This window comes from Myxococcus sp. AM009, assembly GCF_013372605.1.
GTDB classification, from domain to species: domain Bacteria; phylum Myxococcota; class Myxococcia; order Myxococcales; family Myxococcaceae; genus Myxococcus; species Myxococcus vastator.
The window spans coordinates 22,176-44,856 of sequence record NZ_JABXEP010000001.1; the positions used below are offsets into that span (position 1 = coordinate 22,176).

At 70.0% G+C, this 22,681-nt stretch carries 18 protein-coding genes; 5 read left to right on the forward strand and 13 right to left on the reverse strand.

Features of this window, described 5'->3' with window-relative positions; all coding sequences use genetic code 11:
• Window positions 1-70: 70 nt before the first annotated feature.
• Window positions 71-604 (forward strand): hypothetical protein, encoded by a 534-nt coding sequence (locus tag HV824_RS00095; RefSeq protein ID WP_176422385.1) that lies wholly within the window; start codon window positions 71-73, stop codon window positions 602-604.
• Window positions 601-1,170: a DUF4123 domain-containing protein gene (locus HV824_RS00100; RefSeq protein ID WP_176414967.1), complete on the forward strand. Its 570-nt coding sequence runs from the start codon at window positions 601-603 to the stop codon at window positions 1,168-1,170. The genes HV824_RS00095 and HV824_RS00100 overlap by 4 nt, the downstream gene beginning before the upstream one ends.
• Before the next feature lie 63 nt (window positions 1,171-1,233).
• Here the strand turns inward: HV824_RS00100 and HV824_RS00105 are convergent, their stop codons facing one another.
• The 8 genes from HV824_RS00105 to HV824_RS00140 form a co-directional block, all read right to left on the reverse strand.
• Window positions 1,234-3,009, reverse strand: a complete 1,776-nt coding sequence (locus HV824_RS00105) for a choice-of-anchor X domain-containing protein (RefSeq protein WP_255207624.1) — start codon at window positions 3,007-3,009, stop codon at window positions 1,234-1,236.
• A gap of 222 nt (window positions 3,010-3,231) precedes the next feature.
• Window positions 3,232-4,224 carry a cysteine synthase A gene (locus HV824_RS00110; RefSeq protein ID WP_176422387.1) on the reverse strand — a complete coding sequence of 331 codons (993 nt, stop codon included), beginning with the start codon at window positions 4,222-4,224 and terminating at the stop codon, window positions 3,232-3,234.
• Between the two features lie 50 nt (window positions 4,225-4,274).
• Entirely contained in the window at window positions 4,275-5,507 is a 1,233-nt protein-coding gene (locus HV824_RS00115; RefSeq protein WP_176414970.1) for an ABC transporter permease, read from the reverse strand.
• Window positions 5,508-5,511: 4 nt separating this feature from the next.
• Window positions 5,512-6,750, reverse strand: coding sequence for an ABC transporter permease (locus HV824_RS00120; protein WP_176414971.1), 1,239 nt, complete (start codon window positions 6,748-6,750; stop codon window positions 5,512-5,514).
• On the reverse strand, window positions 6,747-7,499 hold the full coding sequence (locus HV824_RS00125) for an ABC transporter ATP-binding protein (RefSeq protein WP_176414972.1): 753 nt from the start codon (window positions 7,497-7,499) through the stop codon (window positions 6,747-6,749). Before HV824_RS00125 ends, HV824_RS00120 begins: the two co-directional genes overlap by 4 nt.
• Window positions 7,496-8,755: an efflux RND transporter periplasmic adaptor subunit gene (locus HV824_RS00130; protein WP_176414973.1), complete on the reverse strand. Its 1,260-nt coding sequence runs from the start codon at window positions 8,753-8,755 to the stop codon at window positions 7,496-7,498. Before HV824_RS00130 ends, HV824_RS00125 begins: the two co-directional genes overlap by 4 nt.
• Window positions 8,752-10,098 (reverse strand): TolC family protein, encoded by a 1,347-nt coding sequence (locus tag HV824_RS00135; protein ID WP_176422388.1) that lies wholly within the window; start codon window positions 10,096-10,098, stop codon window positions 8,752-8,754. Before HV824_RS00135 ends, HV824_RS00130 begins: the two co-directional genes overlap by 4 nt.
• A complete protein-coding gene (locus HV824_RS00140; RefSeq protein ID WP_255207625.1) occupies window positions 10,095-10,847 on the reverse strand; it encodes a YIP1 family protein in 753 nt (250 codons plus the stop codon). The genes HV824_RS00135 and HV824_RS00140 overlap by 4 nt, the downstream gene beginning before the upstream one ends.
• Before the next feature lie 172 nt (window positions 10,848-11,019).
• Between HV824_RS00140 and HV824_RS00145 the strand changes: the two genes are divergently transcribed.
• Complete coding sequence (locus tag HV824_RS00145) at window positions 11,020-13,524, forward strand: AAA family ATPase (protein WP_176422389.1); 2,505 nt, start codon at window positions 11,020-11,022, stop codon at window positions 13,522-13,524.
• Between the two features lie 50 nt (window positions 13,525-13,574).
• Window positions 13,575-14,390: a Rossmann-like and DUF2520 domain-containing protein gene (locus tag HV824_RS00150; protein ID WP_176422390.1), complete on the forward strand. Its 816-nt coding sequence runs from the start codon at window positions 13,575-13,577 to the stop codon at window positions 14,388-14,390.
• On the opposite strand, the gene HV824_RS00155 is transcribed toward HV824_RS00150, so the two are convergent.
• Window positions 14,374-15,699 carry a hypothetical protein gene (locus tag HV824_RS00155; protein WP_176422391.1) on the reverse strand — a complete coding sequence of 442 codons (1,326 nt, stop codon included), beginning with the start codon at window positions 15,697-15,699 and terminating at the stop codon, window positions 14,374-14,376. The genes HV824_RS00150 and HV824_RS00155 overlap by 17 nt on opposite strands.
• Before the next feature lie 89 nt (window positions 15,700-15,788).
• Here HV824_RS00155 and HV824_RS00160 point away from each other — a divergent pair, with 89 nt between their 5' ends.
• Window positions 15,789-18,851 carry a hypothetical protein gene (locus HV824_RS00160; protein ID WP_217916971.1) on the forward strand — a complete coding sequence of 1,021 codons (3,063 nt, stop codon included), beginning with the start codon at window positions 15,789-15,791 and terminating at the stop codon, window positions 18,849-18,851.
• Window positions 18,852-18,863: 12 nt separating this feature from the next.
• Here the strand turns inward: HV824_RS00160 and nadD are convergent, their stop codons facing one another.
• From nadD to HV824_RS00180, 4 genes are read right to left on the reverse strand one after another with little or no spacing between them, the layout of a single operon-like run.
• Window positions 18,864-19,436, reverse strand: coding sequence for a nicotinate (nicotinamide) nucleotide adenylyltransferase (nadD, locus tag HV824_RS00165; RefSeq protein WP_176414980.1), 573 nt, complete (start codon window positions 19,434-19,436; stop codon window positions 18,864-18,866).
• Between the two features lies 1 nt (window position 19,437).
• Window positions 19,438-20,109, reverse strand: coding sequence for a hypothetical protein (locus tag HV824_RS00170; protein WP_176414981.1), 672 nt, complete (start codon window positions 20,107-20,109; stop codon window positions 19,438-19,440).
• A gap of 3 nt (window positions 20,110-20,112) precedes the next feature.
• Complete coding sequence (locus HV824_RS00175; RefSeq protein WP_176422393.1) at window positions 20,113-21,333, reverse strand: exo-beta-N-acetylmuramidase NamZ domain-containing protein; 1,221 nt, start codon at window positions 21,331-21,333, stop codon at window positions 20,113-20,115.
• On the reverse strand, window positions 21,333-22,649 hold the full coding sequence (locus HV824_RS00180; RefSeq protein WP_176422394.1) for an adenylate/guanylate cyclase domain-containing protein: 1,317 nt from the start codon (window positions 22,647-22,649) through the stop codon (window positions 21,333-21,335). The genes HV824_RS00175 and HV824_RS00180 overlap by 1 nt, the downstream gene beginning before the upstream one ends.
• Window positions 22,650-22,681 lie beyond the last annotated feature (32 nt).

Consider the following 22,681-nt stretch of genomic DNA (forward strand, 5'->3'; position numbering starts at 1 on the left):
CCCGGGTACACTCGGAGTCCCTGCCGCGTCCTGGACGCGGCCCTTTCCCTGAAGCCCCGACAAGGTCGTCATGTCCGTCCCTGGAATCGGCTTCCCTGGCCCCTGGCGGCTCCGCTCTGGAGCCGAAGAATACGAGCTGCTCGTCCTGCGCGCCGTGACGGCCGTCGACGAGCGGGAGTGCGTCCCGGCCGAGCACATCACCTGGCAGCTCGACCACTGGCTGACCTCCGCCCGCCGGCCCCTGCTGGAGATGTACGAGGCCCTGGGCGGCATCCTCCCGTGGAACGTCAGCTCGCTGGAGCGCGCCCGGCAGGACGCCCGCGTGCGGGAGCGGCTGGCGCAGGCACTGGAGCGCCGTGAGCTGGTGGCCCTGCGCGTGCAACGCCGCGCCGCCGCCTGGGCGTGGCCGGAGCAGGCCCTGCCGCCCCCTCGGCCCGAGCCCGAGGCCATCCCCCTGGCACGCCCGCCCGTGGAGGTCTTCACCCTCTTCCCCGACCCGGCACGGCAGGCTGAAGCCCTGCGCCAGGCCGCGGCGTCGGGTGTGCCGTTCTGCGAGGAATGTGAGAAGCGGAAGCAGCAGCAGCAGCAGCAGGCGGCGGCGTGAGCGCCCCCGTCCCCCAGCTTCCGGGCCTGCTGCGGTGGGTGCGCCAGGCCACGGAGGAGGCGCCCACCTCGGCGCTCTACGCCATCCTGGACGGGGCGAGGGCCCCCAACGTCCACCGGCTGGTGCTCTCCTGTGGCCTGACGCAGAGCTGCCTCTATGCGGGGAAGCTGCCGCCGGAGCTGGTGGAGGTGGCGCCCTACCTGGTGCAGCTGCGGCCCGGCGCGCCCGCCACGGAGCAGCTGCTCGCCGCGGGCTGGGGCCAGAGCTGGGGCATCTTCGTGCAGAGCCCGGCCCATCCGGACGCGCTGCGGCGGCACCTGCGGCGCTTCCTCAAGGTCAAGGACGCCAGCGGTAAATCGCTGGTGTTCCGCTACTACGACCCCCGCGTGCTGCGCGTCTACCTGCCCACGTGCACGGACGACGAGCTGGACTTCCTCTTCGGCCCCATTGAGCAGTTCTTCGCTGAATCGGAGGATGGCGGCAGCATGCTCACCTACGCGCGCCGCCCCGAGGACGCGCCCCTGGACGCGCCGCCGCTGTCCATCCTCCCGACGCCGCTCGTGTAGCGGCCCCGGCCCCCTCCCGGGGCGCACCGTTGAAGCGATGCGCCCCGGTCGGGCGTCCCCGCATCAGTGCGCGGAGAGCAGACGCCGGTCGAACGCGCGCGCCAGGCAGGACTGGTTCGCCACGCTGTCCAGGTTCTGCGTGCGCATCTGGATTTCGAAGAACGGCCGGGACATCGTCGTCACGACAGGGTCCTGCACGATGAAGGGCGTGGAAGGACTGACCATGCCCGTGGCGAGGAAGGGAGACAGCACCCCGTTCTCGTTGATGTGCGTGAAGGCGGTCCGCGACTCGCGGCCGTGGCACCCATTGCACGTGTTGAAGGAGAACTTGTGCCGGGCCTCGTTGACGGAGATGCCCGACGCGCGCCAGTACGAGTCCGTCACCGACGAAATCCACGGGAACGCGCCGAGGAACGGCGTACTCGCCGTGGGGTACGTCGGCGGCACGGTGTAGCTGTTGGCGAGGATGGCGGGCGTGTTCGCGTTGATGAAGTCACGCAGCACCGCCGTGTTGTTGTGCGAATCCCCCGGCGTCAGCACCGTCGGCTGGCCCTGCAGGCGGTTCACCGAGGGGCCCGAGCCCATCAGGTGGAACTCACGCAGCTCCCACGGGTAGCGCAGCCACTCCTCGTTGGTGCGAATCTGGTTGATGGCGCTGCCGTTCGGCTTGCGGGGCGCGACGTTGCGCATCACCACCTGCTGCGTGAGGTTGGCCAGCGCCGCGTTGTACGCCGAGCTGCCCAGCACCATGGACGGCGCTGACAGGTTCAGCCACTGCTGCGCCCAGGTGCGGACCGCGTCACAGGAGGCGTGCGGGACGCCGTACTCGAAGATGACCAGGAAGGGTCGCACGCCACAGGCGCCGCTCGAGCGGTCCACCGCGGCGAAGACGAAGCGCAGCTCGCCCGCGTTCCCGGAGGCGTAGGCGGACGGCCCCGCGTTGCCGCCCAGGTCCAGGCGGTTGACGATGGCCACCAGCTTGAAGGGCGACCGCGCCAGGTCCAGCGCGCCACCCACCCGCGGCCACGGGGTGAGGATGCGCGGGGTCATCGCCGTGCGCGCCGGCACCGTCCAGCCGTTGATGTTCTGGTTCACGGTCCACTGACGCAGCCAGTGCTCCGTCAGGTTCGCCGGCGACACGTACGAGCTCGCCATCTCCCGCATCAGGTGGTTGAACGTCCACACGCCGTTCGGGTTGCCGGCGTTGGTGCACGGGTCATACGTGCGCGTCGGGTCATTGACGACGTTGGAGTCGGTGATGATGAGCGAGTTCTTCGGCTTCACCGCGTGGGAGATACCCGCGGGGAAGATGGGGATGGGGACCCCCGGCCGGAAGACGTCGGGCGACAGCGGCGTGAGGACGCGCTCGGAGACGCGGACGCGGTTGTCGAAGGTCGCGAACGTCAGCGGCGTCTGGGGATTGCTGGCCTGGAAGTCGCGAATGCGGTCCTGGGTGGCCCGGTGCGTGACGAAGTCCACGTCGCCCACGGCGGAGAACACGCCGTCACCGGCCTGCTCGTCACCGTTGAGGCCCTGGTCGTTCAGCACGAGCGCCTGGCCCGAGTCCGACACCACGGGGACCTGCTGATGCTCCTGGCCCTGCGCGAGCTTCGCGCGGATGAGGCTGCGCGTCTTCGCCGTCAGCGCGCTGTCGAGCGCGATGGCGTCCATCGACTCGATGATGGGCGCGGCGCCCGTCTGCGCCTGCTCCTGCGCCGCGGCGGCCGGCTCCTCCGAAGGGAGGGACTCCGGGCCACCACACCCTGCGAACAGGGATGCGGCGACGACGCCAGACCAGGCGCGCAACACGCCTGGAAACTTCTTGGAAGACTGCTTCATGGGGGACTCCTCGCGGGAAGACTGCAACGCGGCCTTGTGCACCTCGCAGGCCAGAGTCCCCTTTCAATGCCTTCATGGGCAGCACGTGCGCCGCCGCTGGCGCCAATGACAAATCACGCCACAGCGTGACTCGCCCTGTAACACCAGACGTCACAGAGCCCAGGGTGTCATTGCAGTCCCAGGGTGTTGAATTGCAGCACGGCCACCCGAAACGCCGCGCTTTCAATCCACCGGAAGCGGCCTCACCTCCAGCTGCCTGGACGCGAGGAACGCCGGGTTGAACACCTTTGACGCATAGCGGCTGCCGTGGTCGCACAGGAAGGTGACGATGCGCAGCCCCTCCCCCCGGTGACGGCGCGCCAGCTCCCACGCGGCGCGCACGTTGAGGGCCGCCGACGTGCCCACCACCAGCGCGTCCTCGCGGGCCAGGTGGTAGAGCATCTCCACCATCTCCTGGTCGCCCAGGCGCATGGCCTCGTCCACGCGGGCCCGGCGGAAGTTCTCCGTGAGGCGCATGATGCCAATGCCCTCGGTGATGGAGGAGCCGGGCCCCTCCATGCGCCCTTCGCGTACGAAGGTGAAGAGGCCCGAGCCCGGCGGATCCACCAGCATCACGCGCACGGAGGGGTTCTTCTCCTTCAGGTAACGGCTGACGCCGCCCAGGGTTCCCCCGCTGCCCACGGACGCCACCAGCACGTCCACGCGGCCCTCGCACTGCTCCCAGATTTCGGGGCCCGTCGTCTCGTAGTGGAAGTCGCCGTTGGCCGGGTTCTCGAACTGGTTCGCCCAGAAGCCGCCCTGCGCTTCCGCCAGCACGCGGGCCTGGTGGAAGAAGTGAGTCGGATTGGCGAAGGGCACGGCGGGGACCTTGAGGACCTCCACGCCCATGGCCTCCAGCAGCTCGTACTTCTCGCGCGCCTGGTTGTCCGGCATGGTGACGACCACGCGGTAGCCGCGCTCGCGGCCGAGCAGCCCCAGGCCGATGCCGGTGTTGCCCGCGGTGCCCTCGAAGATGGCGCCGCCCGGCTTCAGCAGGCCCTGCGACTCCGCGCGCTGAATCATCCCCTTCGCGGCGCGGTCCTTGATGCTGCCGCCGGGGTTCATGAACTCGGCCTTCGCGAGGATTTCACACCCCGTCCGCCGACTCAGCGAGCCGATGCGCAGCAGCGGGGTGTTTCCGACGGAGTCCCAGAGCGTTCCAATGCGAGGCGCCATGGGCCGTGCTTAACGCGAAGGGTGGCGCCCGTCACCGGGAACCACCGCCCTCAATCCGCCCGCATGGCCTCCACGGGGTCCAACTTCGCCGCGCGCGCCGCCGGGTAGATGCCGAACAGGAGCCCCACGCCGCAGCTCATGAACAGGGCCAGGCCCACCGCCCACGGGGGCACCTGCATGGGGAAGCCCATCATCCATTTCCCCAGGAACACCAGCCCGAAGCCCAGGGCCAGGCCCAGGGCGCCGCCCATCAGCGACAGCAGCACCGCCTCCGTGGCGAACTGCCCCAGGATGCGGCGCTTGCGCGCGCCCAGCGCCTTGCGCACGCCAATCTCCCGCGTCCGCTCCATCACCGACACCAGCATGATGTTGAGGATGCCAATGCCGCCCACCACCAGGGACAGCAGGCACACGCCCACGCCCGCGATGGTGATGACGCCGGAGAGCTGGTTGAACGACGCCGTCACCGACTCGTTCGTGTGCAACTCGAAGTCGTTGGGCAGGGTCGCCGGCACGTCGCGGCGCCGGCGCATCAGCGAGGCCACCTCATCCTGCGCCTTGGCGAACAGCTCCGGGGACTTCGCTTGCACGCTGATGTCCACCGACCGCTTCTTCCCGTAGAGCTGGTGGAAGACGCTCAGCGGAATCATCACCTGGTTGTCCAGGCTGAACATGCCCAGGATGCTGCCGCGCTTCTGCAGCAGGCCAATGACGCGGAAGGGCCGGCCCTTGATGCGCACCTCGTGGCCCACCGGGTTCATGCCGGGAAACAGCGCGTCCGACACGTCCGTCCCCAGCAGCACCACGTGGCGGCCGTCCAGCGCCTCCACTTCGTTGAAGTAGCGCCCGGCCTGCACCGACACGCCGCTCACCAGCGGGTAGTTGGCGGGCGTGCCGAACACGCGGACCGAAGGCCGCGTCTCCGAGCTCGCCGTGACCAGCTTCTGGCCCCCGTCGTCGTCGGTGGGCACCACCGTCCCCACCGACGGGCAGGACTCCTCGATGGCCCGCGCGTCGAGCATCTCGAAGTCCTTGCGCTTGGAGTATTTGGCCCAGTTGACGCGCCCGAAGCCGCCCGCGGGCCACTTCGTCACCTGGAAGGTGTGGGCTCCCATCCGTCCCAGGTCGTTGTTCACCTTGATGCGCAGGCCCTCGATGAGCCCCATCATGGTGATGACCGTCGCCACGCCGATGACGATGCCCAGCAGCGTCAACAGCGAGCGCAGCGGGTTGCCCAGGAAGGTGCCCAACGCCAGCCGCAGATTGTCCAGGAAGGCTCGCATCGCGCTACTCGTAACGGAGGGCTTCCACGGGGTCCAGGTTCGCCGCGCGCGCCGCCGGCCAGATGCCGAACAGCAGGCCCACCAGCGCGGCGAAGCCCACCCCCGCCACCACCGTCATCGGCTGCACGTCCGCCGCCAGCGGCGTGATGAGCGACACCACCTTGGCCGTGCCCAACCCCACCGTCGTGCCCAGCAGGCCTCCCACCGCGGACACGCTCGACGCTTCCATCAGGAACTGGAAGACGATGGTCCGCTTCCGGGCGCCCAGCGCGCGTCGCACGCCAATCTCCCGCGTCCGCTCGCGCACGGACACCAGCATGATGTTCATGATGCCAATGCCGCCCACCAGCAGCGTGATGAGGCCCACGCCCACGGCGACGCCATAGAGCGCGCCCGTGAGCTGCTCGTACGTCTGCGCCATGGCCTCCGGCCGGTTGATGGAGAAGTCATCCTCCGCGCCCGGCGGGGTGGAGCGCACGCGCCGGAGGATGCCGGTGAGCTGGTCCTCCGCCGACCGCATCCGCGAGGCATCCTCCACCGCCATGGCGATCTCGAAGCCGCGGCCCTTGCCGAAGCTCGAATAGAACGTCTTGAAGGGGATGAAGACGAGCAGGTCCATGCTCTGGCCCACCATCTTCCCCTTGCGGCTGAGCGTGCCCACCACCTGGAAGCTGCGGTTGTCGATGCGAATCGACTGCCCCACCGGACTGACGCCCGGGAAGAGCCCGTCCACCACGTCCGCGCCCACCACCGCCACCGGCCGCGTCGTCGCGTCGTCCGCCTCGGTGAGGAAGCGCCCGCCGGTGAGCTCGTAGCCGGAGATGTTGAGGTACTCGTGCGTCACGCCCTGGATGCGCACGGTGGACAGCTGCTCGCCGCCGTGCGCCACGTCCGAAATGCGTGACACCGCCGGGGACATGGCGGTCACGAAAGGCGCCAGCGTGCGCAGCCGGTGCAGCTGCTCCAGGGTGAAGTTCTTCCGGTTGCGGTACTTCCACCAGTCGCCCTTGATCATCCAGGGGAACTTGGACACGTACATCGTGTTCGCCCCGAAGGTGGCCAACTGATTGTGGAACGACGTGTTGAGCCCCTGGATGATGCCGACGATGGCCAGCAACGTGGCCACGCCGATGCCAATGCCCAGGGTGGTCAGCACCGTGCGCAGGCGGTTGGCCTTCAGGGAGAACACCGCGATGCGTGCGCCTTCCAGCACATCCACCCGGAAGGCGGACACCTGGCTCATGCCCCCCCCGTGTTCAGCACGTCCGTCGCCGTCCCCATGGCCACCGTGCGGCCGTCTCCATCCGCGACAATCTCTCCGTCGCTCAGGCGGATGGCCCGGGGGCAGCGCGCCGCCAGCTTGGGCTCGTGCGTGACGAGCACCAGCGTGTGGCCCGCCTGGTGGAGCTGCTCGAACAGCCGGACGATCTCCTCACCCGTGGCCGAGTCCAGGTTGCCCGTGGGCTCGTCCGCCAGCAGCATGGAGGGCTCGGACACCAGCGCGCGGGCAATGGCCACGCGCTGGCGCTGACCACCGGACAGCTCGTTGGGCCGGTGGTGCATGCGGTGGGTGAGCTGCACCTTGTCCAGCGCCGCCTTGGCCCGCTCGCGCCGCTCCCGCGTGCCCAGGCCCCGGTACACCAGCGGCAGCTCCACGTTGGCCAGGGCCGTCTCCCTGGGCAGCAGCTGGAAGGTCTGGAAGATGAAGCCGATCTCCACGTTGCGGATGACGGCGAGCTCGTCGTCGCTCATGCGCGACACGTCCTTGCCGTTCAGCATGTACCGGCCGCTGCTGGGTGTATCCAGGCAGCCGAGCACGTTCATCATCGTGCTCTTGCCAGAACCTGACTGGCCGATGATGGCCACCCATTCTCCCCGGTTGATGCCGAAGGAGACGCCGCGCAGCGCGCGCACCTCCTCCCCGCCCACGTGGAAGACGCGGGTGATGTTCTCCACCTGGATGAGCGGTCCCGCGCCGCTGGCCTCACTCACGACTTCCGACCGCCCTTCATTCCCGCGCCCGGCTCGGGCTCGCGCACGATGTCGCCGTCGCTCAGCTCCTTCGACAGCGTCCGGTACGGACCTTCAATCACCCGGTCGCCCTCATTGAGCCCGGTGACGATCTCCAGCTCCGTGTCGGAGGCGATGCCCGTCTGCACGCGGCGCACCTGCGCCTTGTTGTTGCTGTCCACCACGAAGACGACCTTGGCCAGGGACTCCGTCCGCTTCGCCGTCAGCCCGCCCCCTTCAATGGGCGCCTTGTAGTCCGGCAGCGAGCGCTCCGAGCGCACCGTCACCGCCTGGATGGGCACCAGCACCACGTCATTGTGCGTCTCCGCGGAGATGCGCACCTCGGAGCTCATGCCGGGCAGCACGCCAGGCGGACGGGTGTCCAGCGCGACGGTGATGGGGAAGCTCGTCACCTCGGCCTCTGTGCCCTCGTTCTTGATGAGCGCCTTCTGGGCAATCTCCACCACGGCGCCCGAGTACGTCTGGCCCTCCAGCGCGTCCAAGGTAATCTCCGCGAGCTGGCCCGGCTTGAGGTGCACCACCTCGTGCTCGCCCACCTCGAACTTCACCTCCATGGCGCTGAGCGCGGCGATGGTCATCACCACGTCCTCGGACAGGTCCGAGCCACGCACGCGCTCACCCACCTCGCGCGACAGCTCAATGACGTTGCCGTCGATGGGAGACACCAGCGTCGTGCGCGTGAGGTCCGTCTGCGCCTGGTCCACGATGGCCATGTTGCGCGCCTGCATCTGCTTGGCGGACATGAGCCGCGCATCCGCCGTGTTCTTCGTGGCCCGCGCCGTGTCCACCTCGGCGGTGGACGTCAGGCCCTTCTTCGCCAGGTCCTCCACGCGCGCAAGCTCCAGCTGCGCGCGGCCCACCTCCACCTCCGCCACCTGCACGTCGGCGCGCGACGCGTTCAGCGACGCCAGGGCCTGCTTGTGCGCGGCCTGGTAGAGGCGCGGGTCGATGCGGCCCAGCACCTGGCCCTTCGTCACCGGCTCGCCGTCCTTCACCGCCAGCTCCACCAGGTCACCGGAGAGGCTGGACGAAATCTTCACCGTCGTGGCCGCCTGCACCTTGCCCGCGCCGGTGATGGTGCGGGTGATGGTGCCCTTGCGGGCCTTCGACAGTTGGACTTCGAGCGACGGCGGAGGACGGTCCTTCAACCCGCCCGCAGTGATGGCCGCGGCCCCCAGGAACAACGCGCCAGCAATGGCACCCTTCCACCACTTCATTTCGACTCTCCCGGGCTCAGGGCGCCCATGGCCCGCAGCAACGAATAGCGGGCGATTTCGACATCAATCCTGTTTTCCAACAAAGCGAGCTCAGCGCGCGTCAGGCTCAGCTGCGCGTCGCGGACCTCCAGGGTGGAGCCCGCGCCAGCGCTGAAGCGCTCCTCCTGCATCTTGAGGCCCTGGACAGCGGCCTCGACGTTCTGCGCGGCCAGGCGAGCGGCCTCCAGCTGGGCCTCCAGCGTGCGGTGCGCGGCGCGCACCTCTCCTTCGATTTCCCGCGCCGTCTGCTCCAGCGTCAGCTGCGCCTTGCGAATGTCCGCCTCGGCACGACGGGAGCGCGCCCCCGTGGACAGCCCCGTGAACAGATCCCAGCTCAACCCGACGGCGGCCGTGAAGCGGTTCTGCAGGCGCGGCTCGGTGAAGACCAGCGAGGCATCCGGCCCCCCGCGGTTGTAGAGGCCCTGGGCCACCAGGCGGGGCAGATACTCCGAGCGGGCAATGGACTGCTGCAGCTCCGCGGCGCGGATGCGCAGCTCCAGCGTCTTGAGCAGCGGCCGGTACGCGCGCGCCGAAGAAAGCGCTTCGTTGACGGACGGCGCGGGCGGAGGCTCGGTCGTGAGCACGCCCGGGTCGGAGGCCGTCAGCGCCTCGGTGCCAGGCCGGGCCAGCCACACGGCGAGCTGGGACTGGTCGTTGACCAGCTGCCCGAGCAGCGCGGTGTAGTTGATGCGGTCGGTCCCCAGGTTCACCGTGGCGGTGATCTCCTCGTTCTTGCCCGCGCGGCCCGCCAGGAAGAGGGCTCGCGCCTGCGCCACCTGCTGCTCGCTGCGCTCGACGGTGGCCTTCAGCACCTGGAGCGTGGCCTGGGTGCGGTACAGGGTGAAGAAGCGGCGGATGGCCTCCAGCTCGGAGGTGTCCGCCTCTTCCCGCGCCTGCCCCTTCTGCGCGTCACGCACCACGCCGCTCTGCTCCAGCTGCTTCCAGCGGGCGCGGTCGTAGATGATCTGCGTGAGCGACATGCCCAGGTCGTAGTTCTGCGTGCTGGTGGTGGGCGTCTCCACCGCGTTGCGGATGAAGCCTCCCGGGTTGGCCGGGTCCGGAACCGTGATGAACTCCTGCCGGCGGCCGAACCAGATCTTCCCCGCCGACGCATCGAGCGAGAGCTGCGGCAGCAGCACCGAGCGCGACAGATTCACGTCCTCGTCCGCGATGGCCACGTCCAGCAGGGCCTGGATGGCGGCGACGTTCTGCCGTCCCTCCGCGCGGGCCTGGTCCAGGGTGATGGGTGTACCGGAGTCCGAGGGAGCGGCGGCCAGGGCGACCGCGAGCACGAAGGCGTTCATTGCGCACCTGCCTGGGCGGGAAGGCCGATGAGGAAGATGCCCGCGTACATGGCATACAGCGCCACCGCCAGCAGCAACGCGCGCCCACGGCTCATCCCGGTGGCGGCGGAGAAGCCCAGCCCCAGCAGGCCCGTGCTCCAGAAGTTGAAGAAGTCCACGGTGGACGCCACGCGCTGCATCTTCGGACTCAGGCCTTGCAACACGGCTCCCAGATTCGACGGCACGAGGTTCATCACCCGCGCCACGGTAATGGAGTGCTGCGCCGCGACGCAGAGGGTCAGGATGAAGTGGTAGAGCGCGATGGGCAGCAGCGCCAGCACGGCCGCGGACAGCAACTGTTCGAAGGACGCGGGCCGGTCGAAGAGCCAGCTGGCCACCCACAGGATGCAGGCCAGGAGCAGCGCCATCAGCGGCATCAGGATGACGCCCTTGGCGATGCCGCCCACCAGCGCCTTGCGCGACTCCGTTTGGATCTTGTCCGTGAGGTCCGCCTCGGACAGCCCCATCAGCGCCCCTGAACCCTGGAGCTGGCGGATGACGTCAGGCGAGGCGTCCCAACGGAGGGAAAAGAGCGTCCCGGAAGCGGACACGCACAGGGCCAGGATGAGGAGAGGCCACACCCAGCGGCGCGCCTCGACGGCGGCACGGGTCCCATCGAGGGGATCGACGAAGACGCGGGCCGGTTGAGCAAATGAAGTCATATGGTGGTGGAGGTCTCGGAGCGAGGTACGTCGCTCGTCCTCAGGCAATTGCCTGGCCAGCCGAAGAAAGGCGCCGAACAGGCAGGCAGCCAGCCAAATTCCGCTGGCGGACGCTTTCTACTCCAGTGCTTTAAGGCACATGTAGCGGCCTGTAGCGGAAATTTTGCCGGACACCCCAAGAGGGTGTATTCCGCTCGTCTGGCCGCTTGCCGGAGTTCGAATGGTCGATAGCACGGACCTCGCGCAGGTCCTCCACGAAGCGAATGACATCGCACAGAGCGTGGTGCAGAGGGTCACCTCCGCCCACGTGCTCCTGGCGCTCTTCACGGTGGAGAACCGTGCACAGCTGCTGCTCAAGGAGCGAGGCGTGGACGAGGACGCCATCCTCCAGCTGCTGACGGCCGCTCCCGCGGAGCCGGACGGCCTGCTCCGCGAGCTGCGCGAGAAGACCCGGGAGATCGCCACCAATGTGGGCTCCCAGGAGGCGGACTGCCTCCACCTGCTCATCGCCGTGGCCCGGGTGCGCTGCGCGGCCCAGGAGCTGCTGCAGCAGGCCGGGCTGGACCTGGGCGGTCTCATGCGCATGGCGATGTCCTACTTCACCAGCGGCCACATGCCGCGCCGCCTCCAGCTGGGCCGTTCACAGAGCGTTGGCCCCCGGCCCGCGAGCCGTCCACTGGGCGCGCCGCCGTCTCCCCTCCCGGCCTCCGCCGTCACGCTGAGCCTGCCGCGCGCCCGGCCCGGCGCACCGCCGTCGCCCCCGTCCTTCACCGCGCCGCCGCCACCGCCGCCGCGCTACAGCACGCCCGCGCTGTCGCCGCGCGACCTCATCGACGTGGACGAAGAGCCGGAGGCGCCCGCGCCGCCGCCCGTGGCACGCGCTGCCCCGGCGCCCACGGCGGCGCCCGCGGCCCGGCCGACGCAGCCCACCTCCGCGTCGCCCGTGCTCGACGCCAAGGCCTACCCGCTGCTCACCTCGCTGGGCCGTAACCTGAGCCAGGCCGCCCACGAGGGCCGCCTGGACCCGGTGGTGGGCCGCGCGCGCGAGGTCGAGGAGGTCATCGACATCCTGGGCAAGCGGCGCACCAACAACCCCTGCCTGCTGGGCGAGCCCGGCGTGGGCAAGACGGCGGTGGTGGAAGGCGTGGCGCAGCGGCTGCTCGAGCTGCGTGGGTCGCTGTCGGAGAAGGTGCTGGTGGAGCTGGACATGGCCACGCTGGTGGCCGGCACGCAGTTGCGCGGCTCGTTCTCCGAGAAGCTCAACGCGCTGAAGGAAGAGGTCCGCCGCGCCGAGGGCCGCGTGGTGGTCTTCATCGACGAAATCCACACGCTGGTGGGCGCGGGCTCCACGGGTGACGGTCCGCAGGACGCGGCCAACGAGCTGAAGACGGCCATGGCGCGCGGCGAGTTCCCCTGCATCGGCGCCACCACGCACGACGAGTACCGCAAGTTCATCAGCACCGATCCGGCCCTGGAGCGCCGCTTCACCGCCGTGGTGGTCAACGAGCCCTCCGTGCCGGAGACGATGGAGATCCTCCGCGGCATCATCGGCCGCTACGAGGAGCACCATGGGCTGCGCTACACGCCCGAGGCGCTGGAGGCCGCGGCATCCCTGGCCAGCCGCTACGTGACGGACCGCTTCATGCCGGACAAGGCCATCTCCGTGGTGGACCTGGCGGGCAGCCGCTGCCACCGCGAGGGCCGCGACGTGGTGGAGCCCGCCGACGTGGCGCGCGTGGTGGCCAAGCTCGCGGGCGTCCCCGAGGAGCGCCTGTTGATGAACGACTCGTCACGGCTGCTCCGGCTGGAGCAGGACCTGGCGGAGCGCGTCATCGGGCACTCGGAGGCAGTCACGCGCATCGCCCGGGTCATCCGCCGCAACTACGCGGGCTTCGCGTCGCGCCGCCCCATGGGCAGCTTCCTCTTCCTGGGCCCCACGGGCGTGGGCAAGACGGAGATGGCGCGCGCGCTGGCGGACGTGCTGTTCGGCAACCGGGACGCGCTGGTGCGCCTGGACATGAGCGAGATGTCCGAGCAGCACGGCGTCTCGCGCCTCATCGGCTCGCCCGCCGGCTACGTGGGCTTCGGTGAGGGCGGACAGCTCACGGAGCCCGTGCGCCGCCGGCCGTCGTCGGTGGTGGTGCTGGACGAAATCGAGAAGGCGCACCGCGAGGTGCAGATGCTCCTCCTCCAGGTCCTGGAGGAAGGCCGCCTGACGGACGGCAAGGGGCGCCACATCGACTTCTCCAACACTGTCATCGTCATGACGACGAACCTGGGCGCGGAGGCCTTCTCCCGCACGGGCCGCCCGGTGGGCTTCGGCGCGGATGCCGCGGGCCCCGGGGACGCCATGGACACGGCGTCTTCGGTGGCGCGCAAGGCGCTGCCGCCGGAGCTGTGGAACCGCATTGACGAACGCCTCCCCTTCCGTCCCCTGGCGGAGGTGGAGGTGGCGCGCATCGCCACGCTGCTGCTGGAGGAGAGCAGCAAGCGCCTGGCCACCGAGCGCGGCATCGAATACGTGGCGGGCGACGACGTGGTGGGCCACCTGCTGAAGTCCGGCGGCTTCGACCCGCAGCTGGGCGCGCGCCCCATGCGGCAGATGGTGCAGCGGCTGGTGGAGGGCCCCCTGGCGGAGCGCATCCTGTCGGGTGAGTTCGGCACGGGTGACCGCGTGCGCATCGCGGTGAGCTCCGGACAGCTCCAGTTCCAGCGCGAGCGATGAGCCCCGGGCCCCGCCGACGCGCAGGGCCTTCGAAGCGGCGCCCACCCGTCGTGGTTGTCGGGATGGGCCGCCTGGGTGGCGCGCTCGGGCTGGCGCTCCAGGCGAAGCGCTGGCCGGTGCGCATCCACTCCCGCACGGAGGAAGGCCGCCAGCGCGCGGAAGCGCTCGGCTTGAAGCCGGCCGCTCCCGCGGACCTGAAGCGGGCCCGCGTCATCCTCCTGTGTGTCCCGGACGCGGCGGTCCCCTCCACCGCCCAAGCCCTGTCCGCCACCCTCCCCCGCACGGCCGCGCTGGTGCACACGGCAGGCGCGCTCTCGCTCGATGCGCTGGGCACGGCCAAGGGGCGCAGCCGCGGCTCGTTCCATCCGCTCTGCGCCGTGTCCTCGCCGCGCGACTCGCTGGCGGGCAGCACGGTGGCGGTGAGCACCCCGTCACGCGCGCTGCGGGATGTGCTGCGCCGCATGGCGGTGGACGCGGGGCTCCGTGTCATCGAGGTGCCAGAAGCCCACCGAGCGGCCTACCACGCGGGCGCGGTGCTGAGCGCCGGGGGCCTGGTGTCGCTGGCGGACGCGGCGGTGGCGGCCCTGGGCGCCGCGGGAATCCCTCCCGCGGACGCGCTGGCGGCCCTGCTGCCGCTGATGCACTCGGCGCTGAAGGGACTGGAGATCCGGGGCCTCGCGGGGGGCCTCACCGGCCCTATCGTCCGCGGAGACTCCGGCGTGGTGGCGGCGCACCTGGAGGCGCTCCCTCCGGAGGTCGCCCCCCTCTACCGGCTGCTGTCGCGGCGCGCGCTGGGGCTGACCGGAGACCGGCTGCAGCCCACGTCGCGCGCCGCGCTGGAGCGGCTGCTCAAGCCGTCAGGATGATGGAACCCTGCAGGGCCTTGCGCACCACGGCCAGGGCCTGCTCGGACGCGGCCTCGGCCTCGGTGAGCCGGCGCAGGGACAGCTCGCCGCCGTGAACCTGCGTCACGGAGCGCTTCAGGTCGGCGAGCAGCGTCAGCGCGGCCTGCAGCATCTCCTTGCCCTGCGGCGACTCGGTGGCGGGCTTGCCGGCGGCCTTCGCCACGTACTCAGTGAAGCGCTGGAGCGTCTCCGCCGTCTTCGCGGGGTCGAACTGCTCCAGCAGCGGCTGGATGCGCGAGGCGTTGATGCGGATGAGGCGGAGCGCGCCCACGCGGCCGAAGCCCGGGTGCACCAGGCCGATGTCACTCATCTCGAACGCGCCCAGCAGGCCCTCATCGGGAGCCTTGTGCGCGTGCGGCACCAGGTCCACGAAGAGCGGCAGCGGGTCCGCGCCCTGGCGGAACATCTCCAGCTCCTCCTCGTCCAGCGGCGGGAAGCTGGCCGGGGTGCCGATGAACAGCAGCGGCAGCACCAGGTCGTGCCAGAAGTCCTCGGGCGCCGAGCCCGTCCCGCCGACGGTGCCGAACAGGTGCGCCATCAACTCCGCCAGACGCGGCGCGCGCTCGGCCTGGTCGATGAGCGACTTGGTGGTGTCCAGGCGCTGCAGGGACTGGACAATCTGCCCCTCGAACTGCTGGCGCGCCTCGGGGGGCAGCGGCGGCTGGGTGCGGCCCAGCGCGTTGCGCACGTCCCGCGCGAGCCCGTCCGGCTTCGTCTCCAGGGCCGTGGCGGCCTTCTTCGGGTCCAGGACGACGAACTGGAGGAACCCGGGGTCGAACAGGCGCTGGTAGTCCACCGGCGTCATCTTGGGCGCCTGGCCCCCCAGGGCCTGCGCCGGGTTGCCGCCCAAGCGGGCCTGCCCCAGCGAACGGCGGATGTCCGCGGCCAGGTCCTCCAGGCGAGCCAGCTTGCCCTGCCCCAGCGAGTCCATCACCGCGCCGAACGGCGACAGCATGATGATGGCATCCGGGAAGCCCAGCGTGGCGCCCTCCGGCGAGTCCCGGTTGGGGAACCAGAAGGCCTGGTGCTCCTGGATGAGCCGCAGGGCGAACGCCCCCGCCAGGCCCAGCGCGAGCGTCTGATGCTCCGGCTTGTTCACCTCGAACTGGCCGCCCGTCAGCTGCGCGATGGCGGGTTCAATCTCCGCCCAGGGCGCCTTGAGCAGATCGACCGGCTTGCCGGTGGCCTGCTCCAGGGCGGCGGCGACCTGCATCTGGGCATTGTGAACGTGCTGCGGAACGGGATGCGCCTGGGTGGCGGGCTCGGACATGGCGGAATCCAGACTCGGAAATAGGGAGGCGACGGGGCCATCCCTTACCGTGAAAATCGCGGTCGTGGCTATGATTTGTGGCCTGTAGGATGGCCCGCATGCCCGCTTCCCGCTGGTGGCTTCGCTGGGCTGTCCTCGCCACCTGTCTCCTGCTGACAAACGGCGGGTGTGCCTTCGTCACACCCCGTTTCCCTCAGAACATCCAGGCCTCGTTCGCTCGGGACGAGATGCGCAAGCTCACGACGGAGTCCCTGGAGCTCTACTACCCCGCCCAGCTCCGGGGCGCGGCCCTGCGCATGGCGTCGCGGCTGGAGGGCTGCGTGGCCCGCCTCCACGAGCAGACGTGGCGGAAGAAGAAGCGGGACCGGGTGCTCGTCTACCTGACGAGCTCCAACTTCAACAACGCCTACGTCGTCCCAGACTACGCCAGCACGCCGCAGCAGATGGTGATGCCGTCCCACCTGACGCTGGAGCTGTTCCACCTGTTCAACCTGGGCGAGGTGGACGTCGGCGACGTGGCCTGCCACGAGGCCGTCCACTACGTGCAGCTCCAGCAGACGGACGGCGTCTGGGGCTTCCTCAACCTCGTCACCGGCGGCCTGTTCCAGCCCAACTCCTATACGGAGTCGTGGTTCCTGGAAGGGCTTGCCACCTACTACGAAGGCCAGTTCGACAAGGACGCGGGACGGCCGCACAGCCCCATCTGGCGCGGCTGGTACGACTCCGTGGTGCAGGCCACCGGGGGACGGCTGAACCCCGGCTACCTGTCCCCCGAGCAGCGCGCGCTGGACCCGTTCGGCGGCAACTACATCACGGGCATGCACTTCGTGGAGTACCTCGCGGCGCGCTACGGGGAGGCGAAGCTGTGGAAGCTGGTGGATGAGCAGGGCGGCTCCCTGGTGCCGCCGCTGGCGGTGACGCTGCGCTTCAAGCGCGTGTACGGGCGGGACATCGGCTCGCTGTTCTCGGAGTACACGCAGTCGCTGCGAGAGGACCTGCGGGTGCGCGAGCGGCCCTCGACGCAGCGGACGTGGGTGTCCGACGCGGGCTATTTCTCCCGGCTGGCCTCGCACGCGGCCAGCGGCGTCACCGCGACGGTGGGCGTGGGCCGGGAGCGCTACACGCGGTTGACGGTGCTGGAGCCGGACGGCCGCGTGCGCTTTGAACGTCCGCTGGTGGAGCTGCTTCCCGGGCGCCGCTGGGTGCTGGGCTCCCCGACGCTGGTCAGCGGTATGTCGTTCAGCCGCGATGGCGCGTGGCTGTACCTGGTGATGGCCGACCTGAACACGGAAGGGGGCTACACTGCGAAGCTGTGGAAGGTGGATGCGCGCACCGGCGACGTCGTTCGGCTCTGGGACGACGTGATGGGGATGGGCGGCGGCATCACCCCGGATGAGACGGCCTACGTCTACGTCCGCGTCGACGGGGATTCGGCCAACGTGGCGCGGCTGGATTTGGAGACGGGCACCCGGAAGGCCCTCACCGACTTCAGCGCCAGCACCTCCGTGGGGCCGCCCGCGGTCGCTCCGGATGGTGAGCGGGTCGTCTTCCCCCTCTCCGGGGACGCGGGTTGGGACCTGGTGCTGCGGGAAGCGGACGGCCGCCTTCGCTGGCTGACGCGCGATGGGCGCTTCAACTACTCGCCCAGGTGGCTGGATGATGAACGCCTCGTGTTCCTCCGGGAGCACGAGGGACGGCTGCAGGCCCACGTCCTCACGGTGGCGACGCGGGAGGTGGTCCGCATCACGGACGCGCCGCACCTGGTGATGGACGTCCATCCCATGGGGACCGGGGAGGTGGTGTTCCTCAACCGGGATGGACTGAACTTCACCATCGACCGCGCTCCGCTGGTGCCCATTGCGCCGGTGGAGAGCACGGAGTCTCCGGCACCGGAGTCAGGTCAGGCGACCACGGCCGCGCCTGCCGAGTCCGAGTTCGCCGCGTTCCCTGATCCCGAGGACACCGCACTCCCGTCCCCATCCCCCGCGGCCGAAGACGCGCCCACCGCGCTCACGGGCCTCGACGGCCCTGTCGAGGCCCCGCCGGACCCGGGCACGGAACTTCAAATCCTCTCGGACGAGCCCTACTCACCGCTGGAGCGCTTCTTCATCCCCGAGCTCCGCGTGCCCTACCTGCTCGCGGGGACCGACCCCGACAACACGGACGACACGTACGCGATGGGCGGGCTGGCCCTGGCGGGACAGGACCGGCTCGGCTTCCACGCGTACTCGCTGCTGCTCTCCTTCGACTCGCGAGAAGACGCCCCCAGCCTCTCGCTGGCCTACGGCAACGCGCAGCTCGCGCCCTGGTACGTCCAGGTGTCGGGCGCGTACATCCGCCAGAATCAGCGCACGGACCTCCAGGCCACGGCCTTCGCTTCGCGCTCGTTCTGGACCACGCCGGTGACGTTCGGCGTGCTGGCGCTGCGCCGCGAGTACGACGCCACGGACCGCTTCCCCCGCCTGCTGACGCGCATCATCGGCCCGGAGGTCTCCATGTCGTACTTCGCGGGCGACTCCACGTCCTACGGCAGCACGCAGCGAGGTCTGGGCATGACGCTGGCCGCGGGCGTGTATCCCGGTGCATTCCTCCGGGAGTCCACGATGGGCGACGTTCGGCTGGGCGTCGACGGCTTCACGGGCGGCCTGCCCTTCACGGGGCGCGACAACCTCCGGCTCACCGCGGTGGCCCGGTTCCTCCCGGGAGCGCCGTCCGGGCTCCTCCAGGTCGGCGGATTGAGGGCAGGACAAATCTGGTACACCAACCGCGACAGCCAGCAGACCGCGCCCCTGCCCTTGCAACTGCAGCCGGGCATCGCCTTCAGCGAGTACCTCCGCGGCTACGAGGACCTGGAGATTCGCGCCCGCAACGCGCTCATCGGCTCCGCGACGTACCAGTACCGCGTCCCCATCGACTACGGCTGGGCGTCCACGCTGTGGCTCTTCCCGTCGCTCTTCGTGCGCGACGTCGGCTTCGAGGCCTTCGGCTCAATGGCTCGCACCGACAACCGCGCCAACCACGCGGCCGTGGGGGCGTCGACGCACCTGAACCTCACCTTCGGCCAGGCCGTGCCGGTGTCCCTCTTCTACCAGTACGCCTACCGGTTCGAGCAGGGACTGGACCACCTGCACCTCATCGGCTTCGGCCTGTGACGGACGGCGGCGCTACGGCGCCCGCGTCAGGCCATAGAGGCCGTGCTCGCGCGCATAGGAAATGGCGCGCGCGGGCACCAGGTCCGACGGGGCCTCGCCGCGCGCGAGCAGGTCGCGAATCAGCGACGACGACACCTCCGCAAGCGGCGGCCCCAGCGTGTTCGGCGCCGGGTAGCCCGCGCGGTTGAGCACCATCACCCGCGACAGCTCCTCGATGCGGTGGAAGTCCTTCCAATGCGGAAGGTCGCGCAGGATGTCGCTGCCTATGATGATGGACCAGTGGACGTCCGGATGCCGCGCCACCAGCAGCGTCAGCGTGTCCACGGTGCGGCCGGAGAGGCCCGGCTCCTGCTCAATCCGGCTCGTCTTCAGCCAGCCGGACGTCTCCGCGCACAGCGCCTCGCACATGGCGACGCGATGCTCGAAGGGCTCCATCTGCTTGCCGAACGGGTGCTGCCAGGACGGCATCAGCCACACCTCGTCCACGTCCTGGGTGGCGTGGACGTAGGTGGCGGCCATGAGATGCCCCACGTGGGGCGGATTGAACGAGCCTCCGAGGAGCGCGACCTGCACGGCGGGCCTCACGTCACTTGAGGGACAGCTTCGGAGACTTCTTCTCCAGCACGATGACCTGGGGCTCCAATATCGGGTGCCCGTCCAGGCGGAACGCGGAGAAGCGCAGGTTCCGGTCCACCTTCTCCAGCAGCGCGCAGGTCTGCTCGGCGGCGCCCACCAGCCGTCCCGGCGTCAGGAAGTAGCGCGGGCCAATCTGCACCACCTTGGGGTCCGGCTCCTTGCCGTGGACGAAGAGCAGCGCGTTGAGCAGGTCATCCCGTGTCAGGTCGTTCTTGTCGTGCACCACGCAGCACAGCGTGTCCCCCATCAGGTCCATGACCTTGTTGTTGATGGAGGGGTCTCTGTACTGGAGCGACTCGCGCTCGGGCACGCGGATGAAGCGCTCCATGACGAGCCGGCGGTCGTCCTCCGAGGCCACGTCCGCCGGAGCCTCCGCGCGCGACGGCGTCCGAGGCAGCGCGTCCTGGCTGCCCAGCCAGTTCGTCACGTCCGCCAGGAAGTCCGCGTCCGAGTACTCACGCCCGCCCCGGCTCTTCTGCCGCCGCCACAGCACCCACTCATCCAGGTCCGTGTAGCGCGCGCCCGCGAAGAGAAAACGCCGCGCCCCCTTGGAGCGCAGCAGCTCGTAGGCCGCGTCGAAGGCTTCGAGGTCCCCATGGCTGTCAGAGAAGACGCCGATCACGCCTCAAGCGTATAGCAGGTAGGACGTCCTGTGACGTGCGAACGTTTCCGTCTGAGCGGAGAACCCCTCCAGCAACCGCTCCAGCGGCCACCCCGCCTCGATGCCTCGGCGCACCTGGTCCGTCCCGCAGAGCAGGTCGAAGGCGGGCACGTCCTCGACGAACTCGTAGGCGTCCGCGCGCCAGCCGAACGCGCCCGGGCCAATGTCATGCAACGCCTGGAAGATGGCGACGCCGGTGCGCAGGGGCTGGAAGGCCTGCCGGTCCGTCACGTGCATGAAGGCGCCGTTGCAGGACTGGCCCATGTACTTGTCGAACGTGGGCGTGAAGCCCACGGCCCGGAAGGCGACCCCGGGCAGGTCCTCCTTCGCCAGCCGCGCCAGCAGCTGGTCCGTGTCCACCCACGGCGCGCCGAACTGCTCGAAGGGGCGGCAGGTGCCACGCCCCTCCGAGACGTTGGTGCCCTCGCCCAGGCACATGCCCGGGTACACCAGCGCGGTGTCGGCGGTGGGCATGTTCGGTGACGGCGAGAGGAAGGGCAGCCCCGTCTCCGACCAGAACTGGCCGCGGCGCCAGCCCTCGCACGGCACCACCGTCAGCTCACAGCCGAAGCCCTCCTGGGCGTTGAAGAGGCGGGCCAGCTCCCCCGCCGTCATGCCGTGGCGGTTGGGCAGCGCGTACAGGCCCACGAAGGAGCGGAAGCCCTCCCCCACCAGGTTGCCTTCCATCGCCACGCCGTTGAGCGGGTTCGGCCGGTCCAGCACGTAGAAGGGCACGCGGGCCGCCGCCGCGGCCTTCATGGCCAGCGCCATGGTGTAGACGTAGGTGTAGTAGCGGCTGCCCACGTCCTGGATGTCGAAGACGAGCGCGTCCAGCCCCTGGAGCGACTCCTGCCGGGGCGACAGCGACTCGAAGGTGGAGCCGTAGAGGCTGTACACCGGCACGCCGGTGCGGCGGTCCTTCGCCTCGTCCACGGCGACCATGTACTGCGCCTCACCGCGGATGCCGTGCTCCGGACCGAAGAGCGCCGCCAGCGTGACGCCGTCCGCGCCCGACAGCAGGTCCGCCAGGTGGCGGAAGCGAGCATCCACGCTGGTGGGATTCACGATGGCGCCCACGCGCTTGCCCTTCAACGCGGAGAAGCCCTGCTCCACCCACACGTCCAGTCCCGTCTTCACCTTCGTCACGGCCGTCCCTTCCTCAGCCAGCCCCGAGGGCCGGCTCATCAACGCCCCTTGAAGCCCTTGAGCGCGCTCTCCGCGGCCTGCTTCGAGTCGCACTTGGACAAGCCGAACAGGCCCGTCCGCGACCCGTCATCGGGCCCACCGTCGGACTGCAGGTCCTCCAGCGCGCTCACCGCCCGCTTCAACTGGAGCCGGCCCACCGTGGACGCTGCATCCGAGCGCACGTCGCAGCGCGCATGCGACAGCATGTCGATGAGGCGGTCCTCCGCGGCGCGGCTGCCGGCCTTCACGGCCGTGGCGTAGACCTTCAGCGCGTCATCCGGCTTGCCCGTCGCTTCCGTCAGGCGGCCCAGCAGGAAGTTGCGCCGCCCGGAGTCCTCCTCCTTCATGATGAGCGTCCGGACGTCCTTGGCCAGCGCGGTCCGCTCCTCCTCCGGCGCCCGCTCCACCGCCTTGATGGCGCGCACCGTCTCGTCGCCGCTGAACGCCAGCATCGCCACGCCCGCGAGCACGACGGCCGCGCCCACGCCCACCAGCGCGCGGTGCTTCAAGACCCGCGGCGGAAGCGCCGCCATGCCGCGCGAGAAGAGCGAACCGCTCACCGTGCGCGCCTGCCGTCCCAGCTCCGCTGCCTGGTGCCCCAGCACCGTGGCCCCCGCGGCCGCGCGCTGACTGATGACCGCTGCGCCCGCCGCGGCACGCTGGCCCAGCACGGACAGGTCCACCGGCGCCCCCGGTGACGAAGCCTCCGCCACGCGGGACAGGGCCAGGTTCCCGAAGGGCGGCGCTGATTCGGCGCCTGGCGCCTCGGCGATGGCGCTGGCGGAGGGGGCCTCCACGCGGTACGGCGCCCGGGGCACGTGGAAGACGCGAATCTTCCCCGGGATGCCCTTCAGCTCGAAGGCGCCCACTTCCTTCGAAGGCACCTCCGCCTTGTTCATCGACAGGTAGACGGCCTCGGTGAAGTACACCTCGCCCGCCTCGGCGATGCCCTCCACCCGGGCGGCGATGTTGACGGGCTCGCCGAAGATGTCGTTCCCGTCCAGCCGCACCTCGCCCACGTTGATGGCCACGCGGACGTGAAGCTGCTCGAGCACCTCCACCGTCCGGTTGTGGTGCCACAGCCGGTCCTGGATGGCGATGCCGCTGAGCACCGCCTGGGTGGGCGATTCGAACGTGACGAGGTACGCGTCACCGATGGACTTCACGATGCGCCCGCCAAACGCCTTGAACAGCGGCGCCAGCAGGGCTTCGTGGACCTGGAGCAGGCGCTGGTTCTCCTCCAGCGTCTGCCGGCTGGTCCGCTCGGTGAAGCCCTTGATGTCGGTGAAGACGATGGCGAGGTTGGCGGTCTTCAAAGCCCGCGCAGTGTATGCGCCACCGTCGAGGG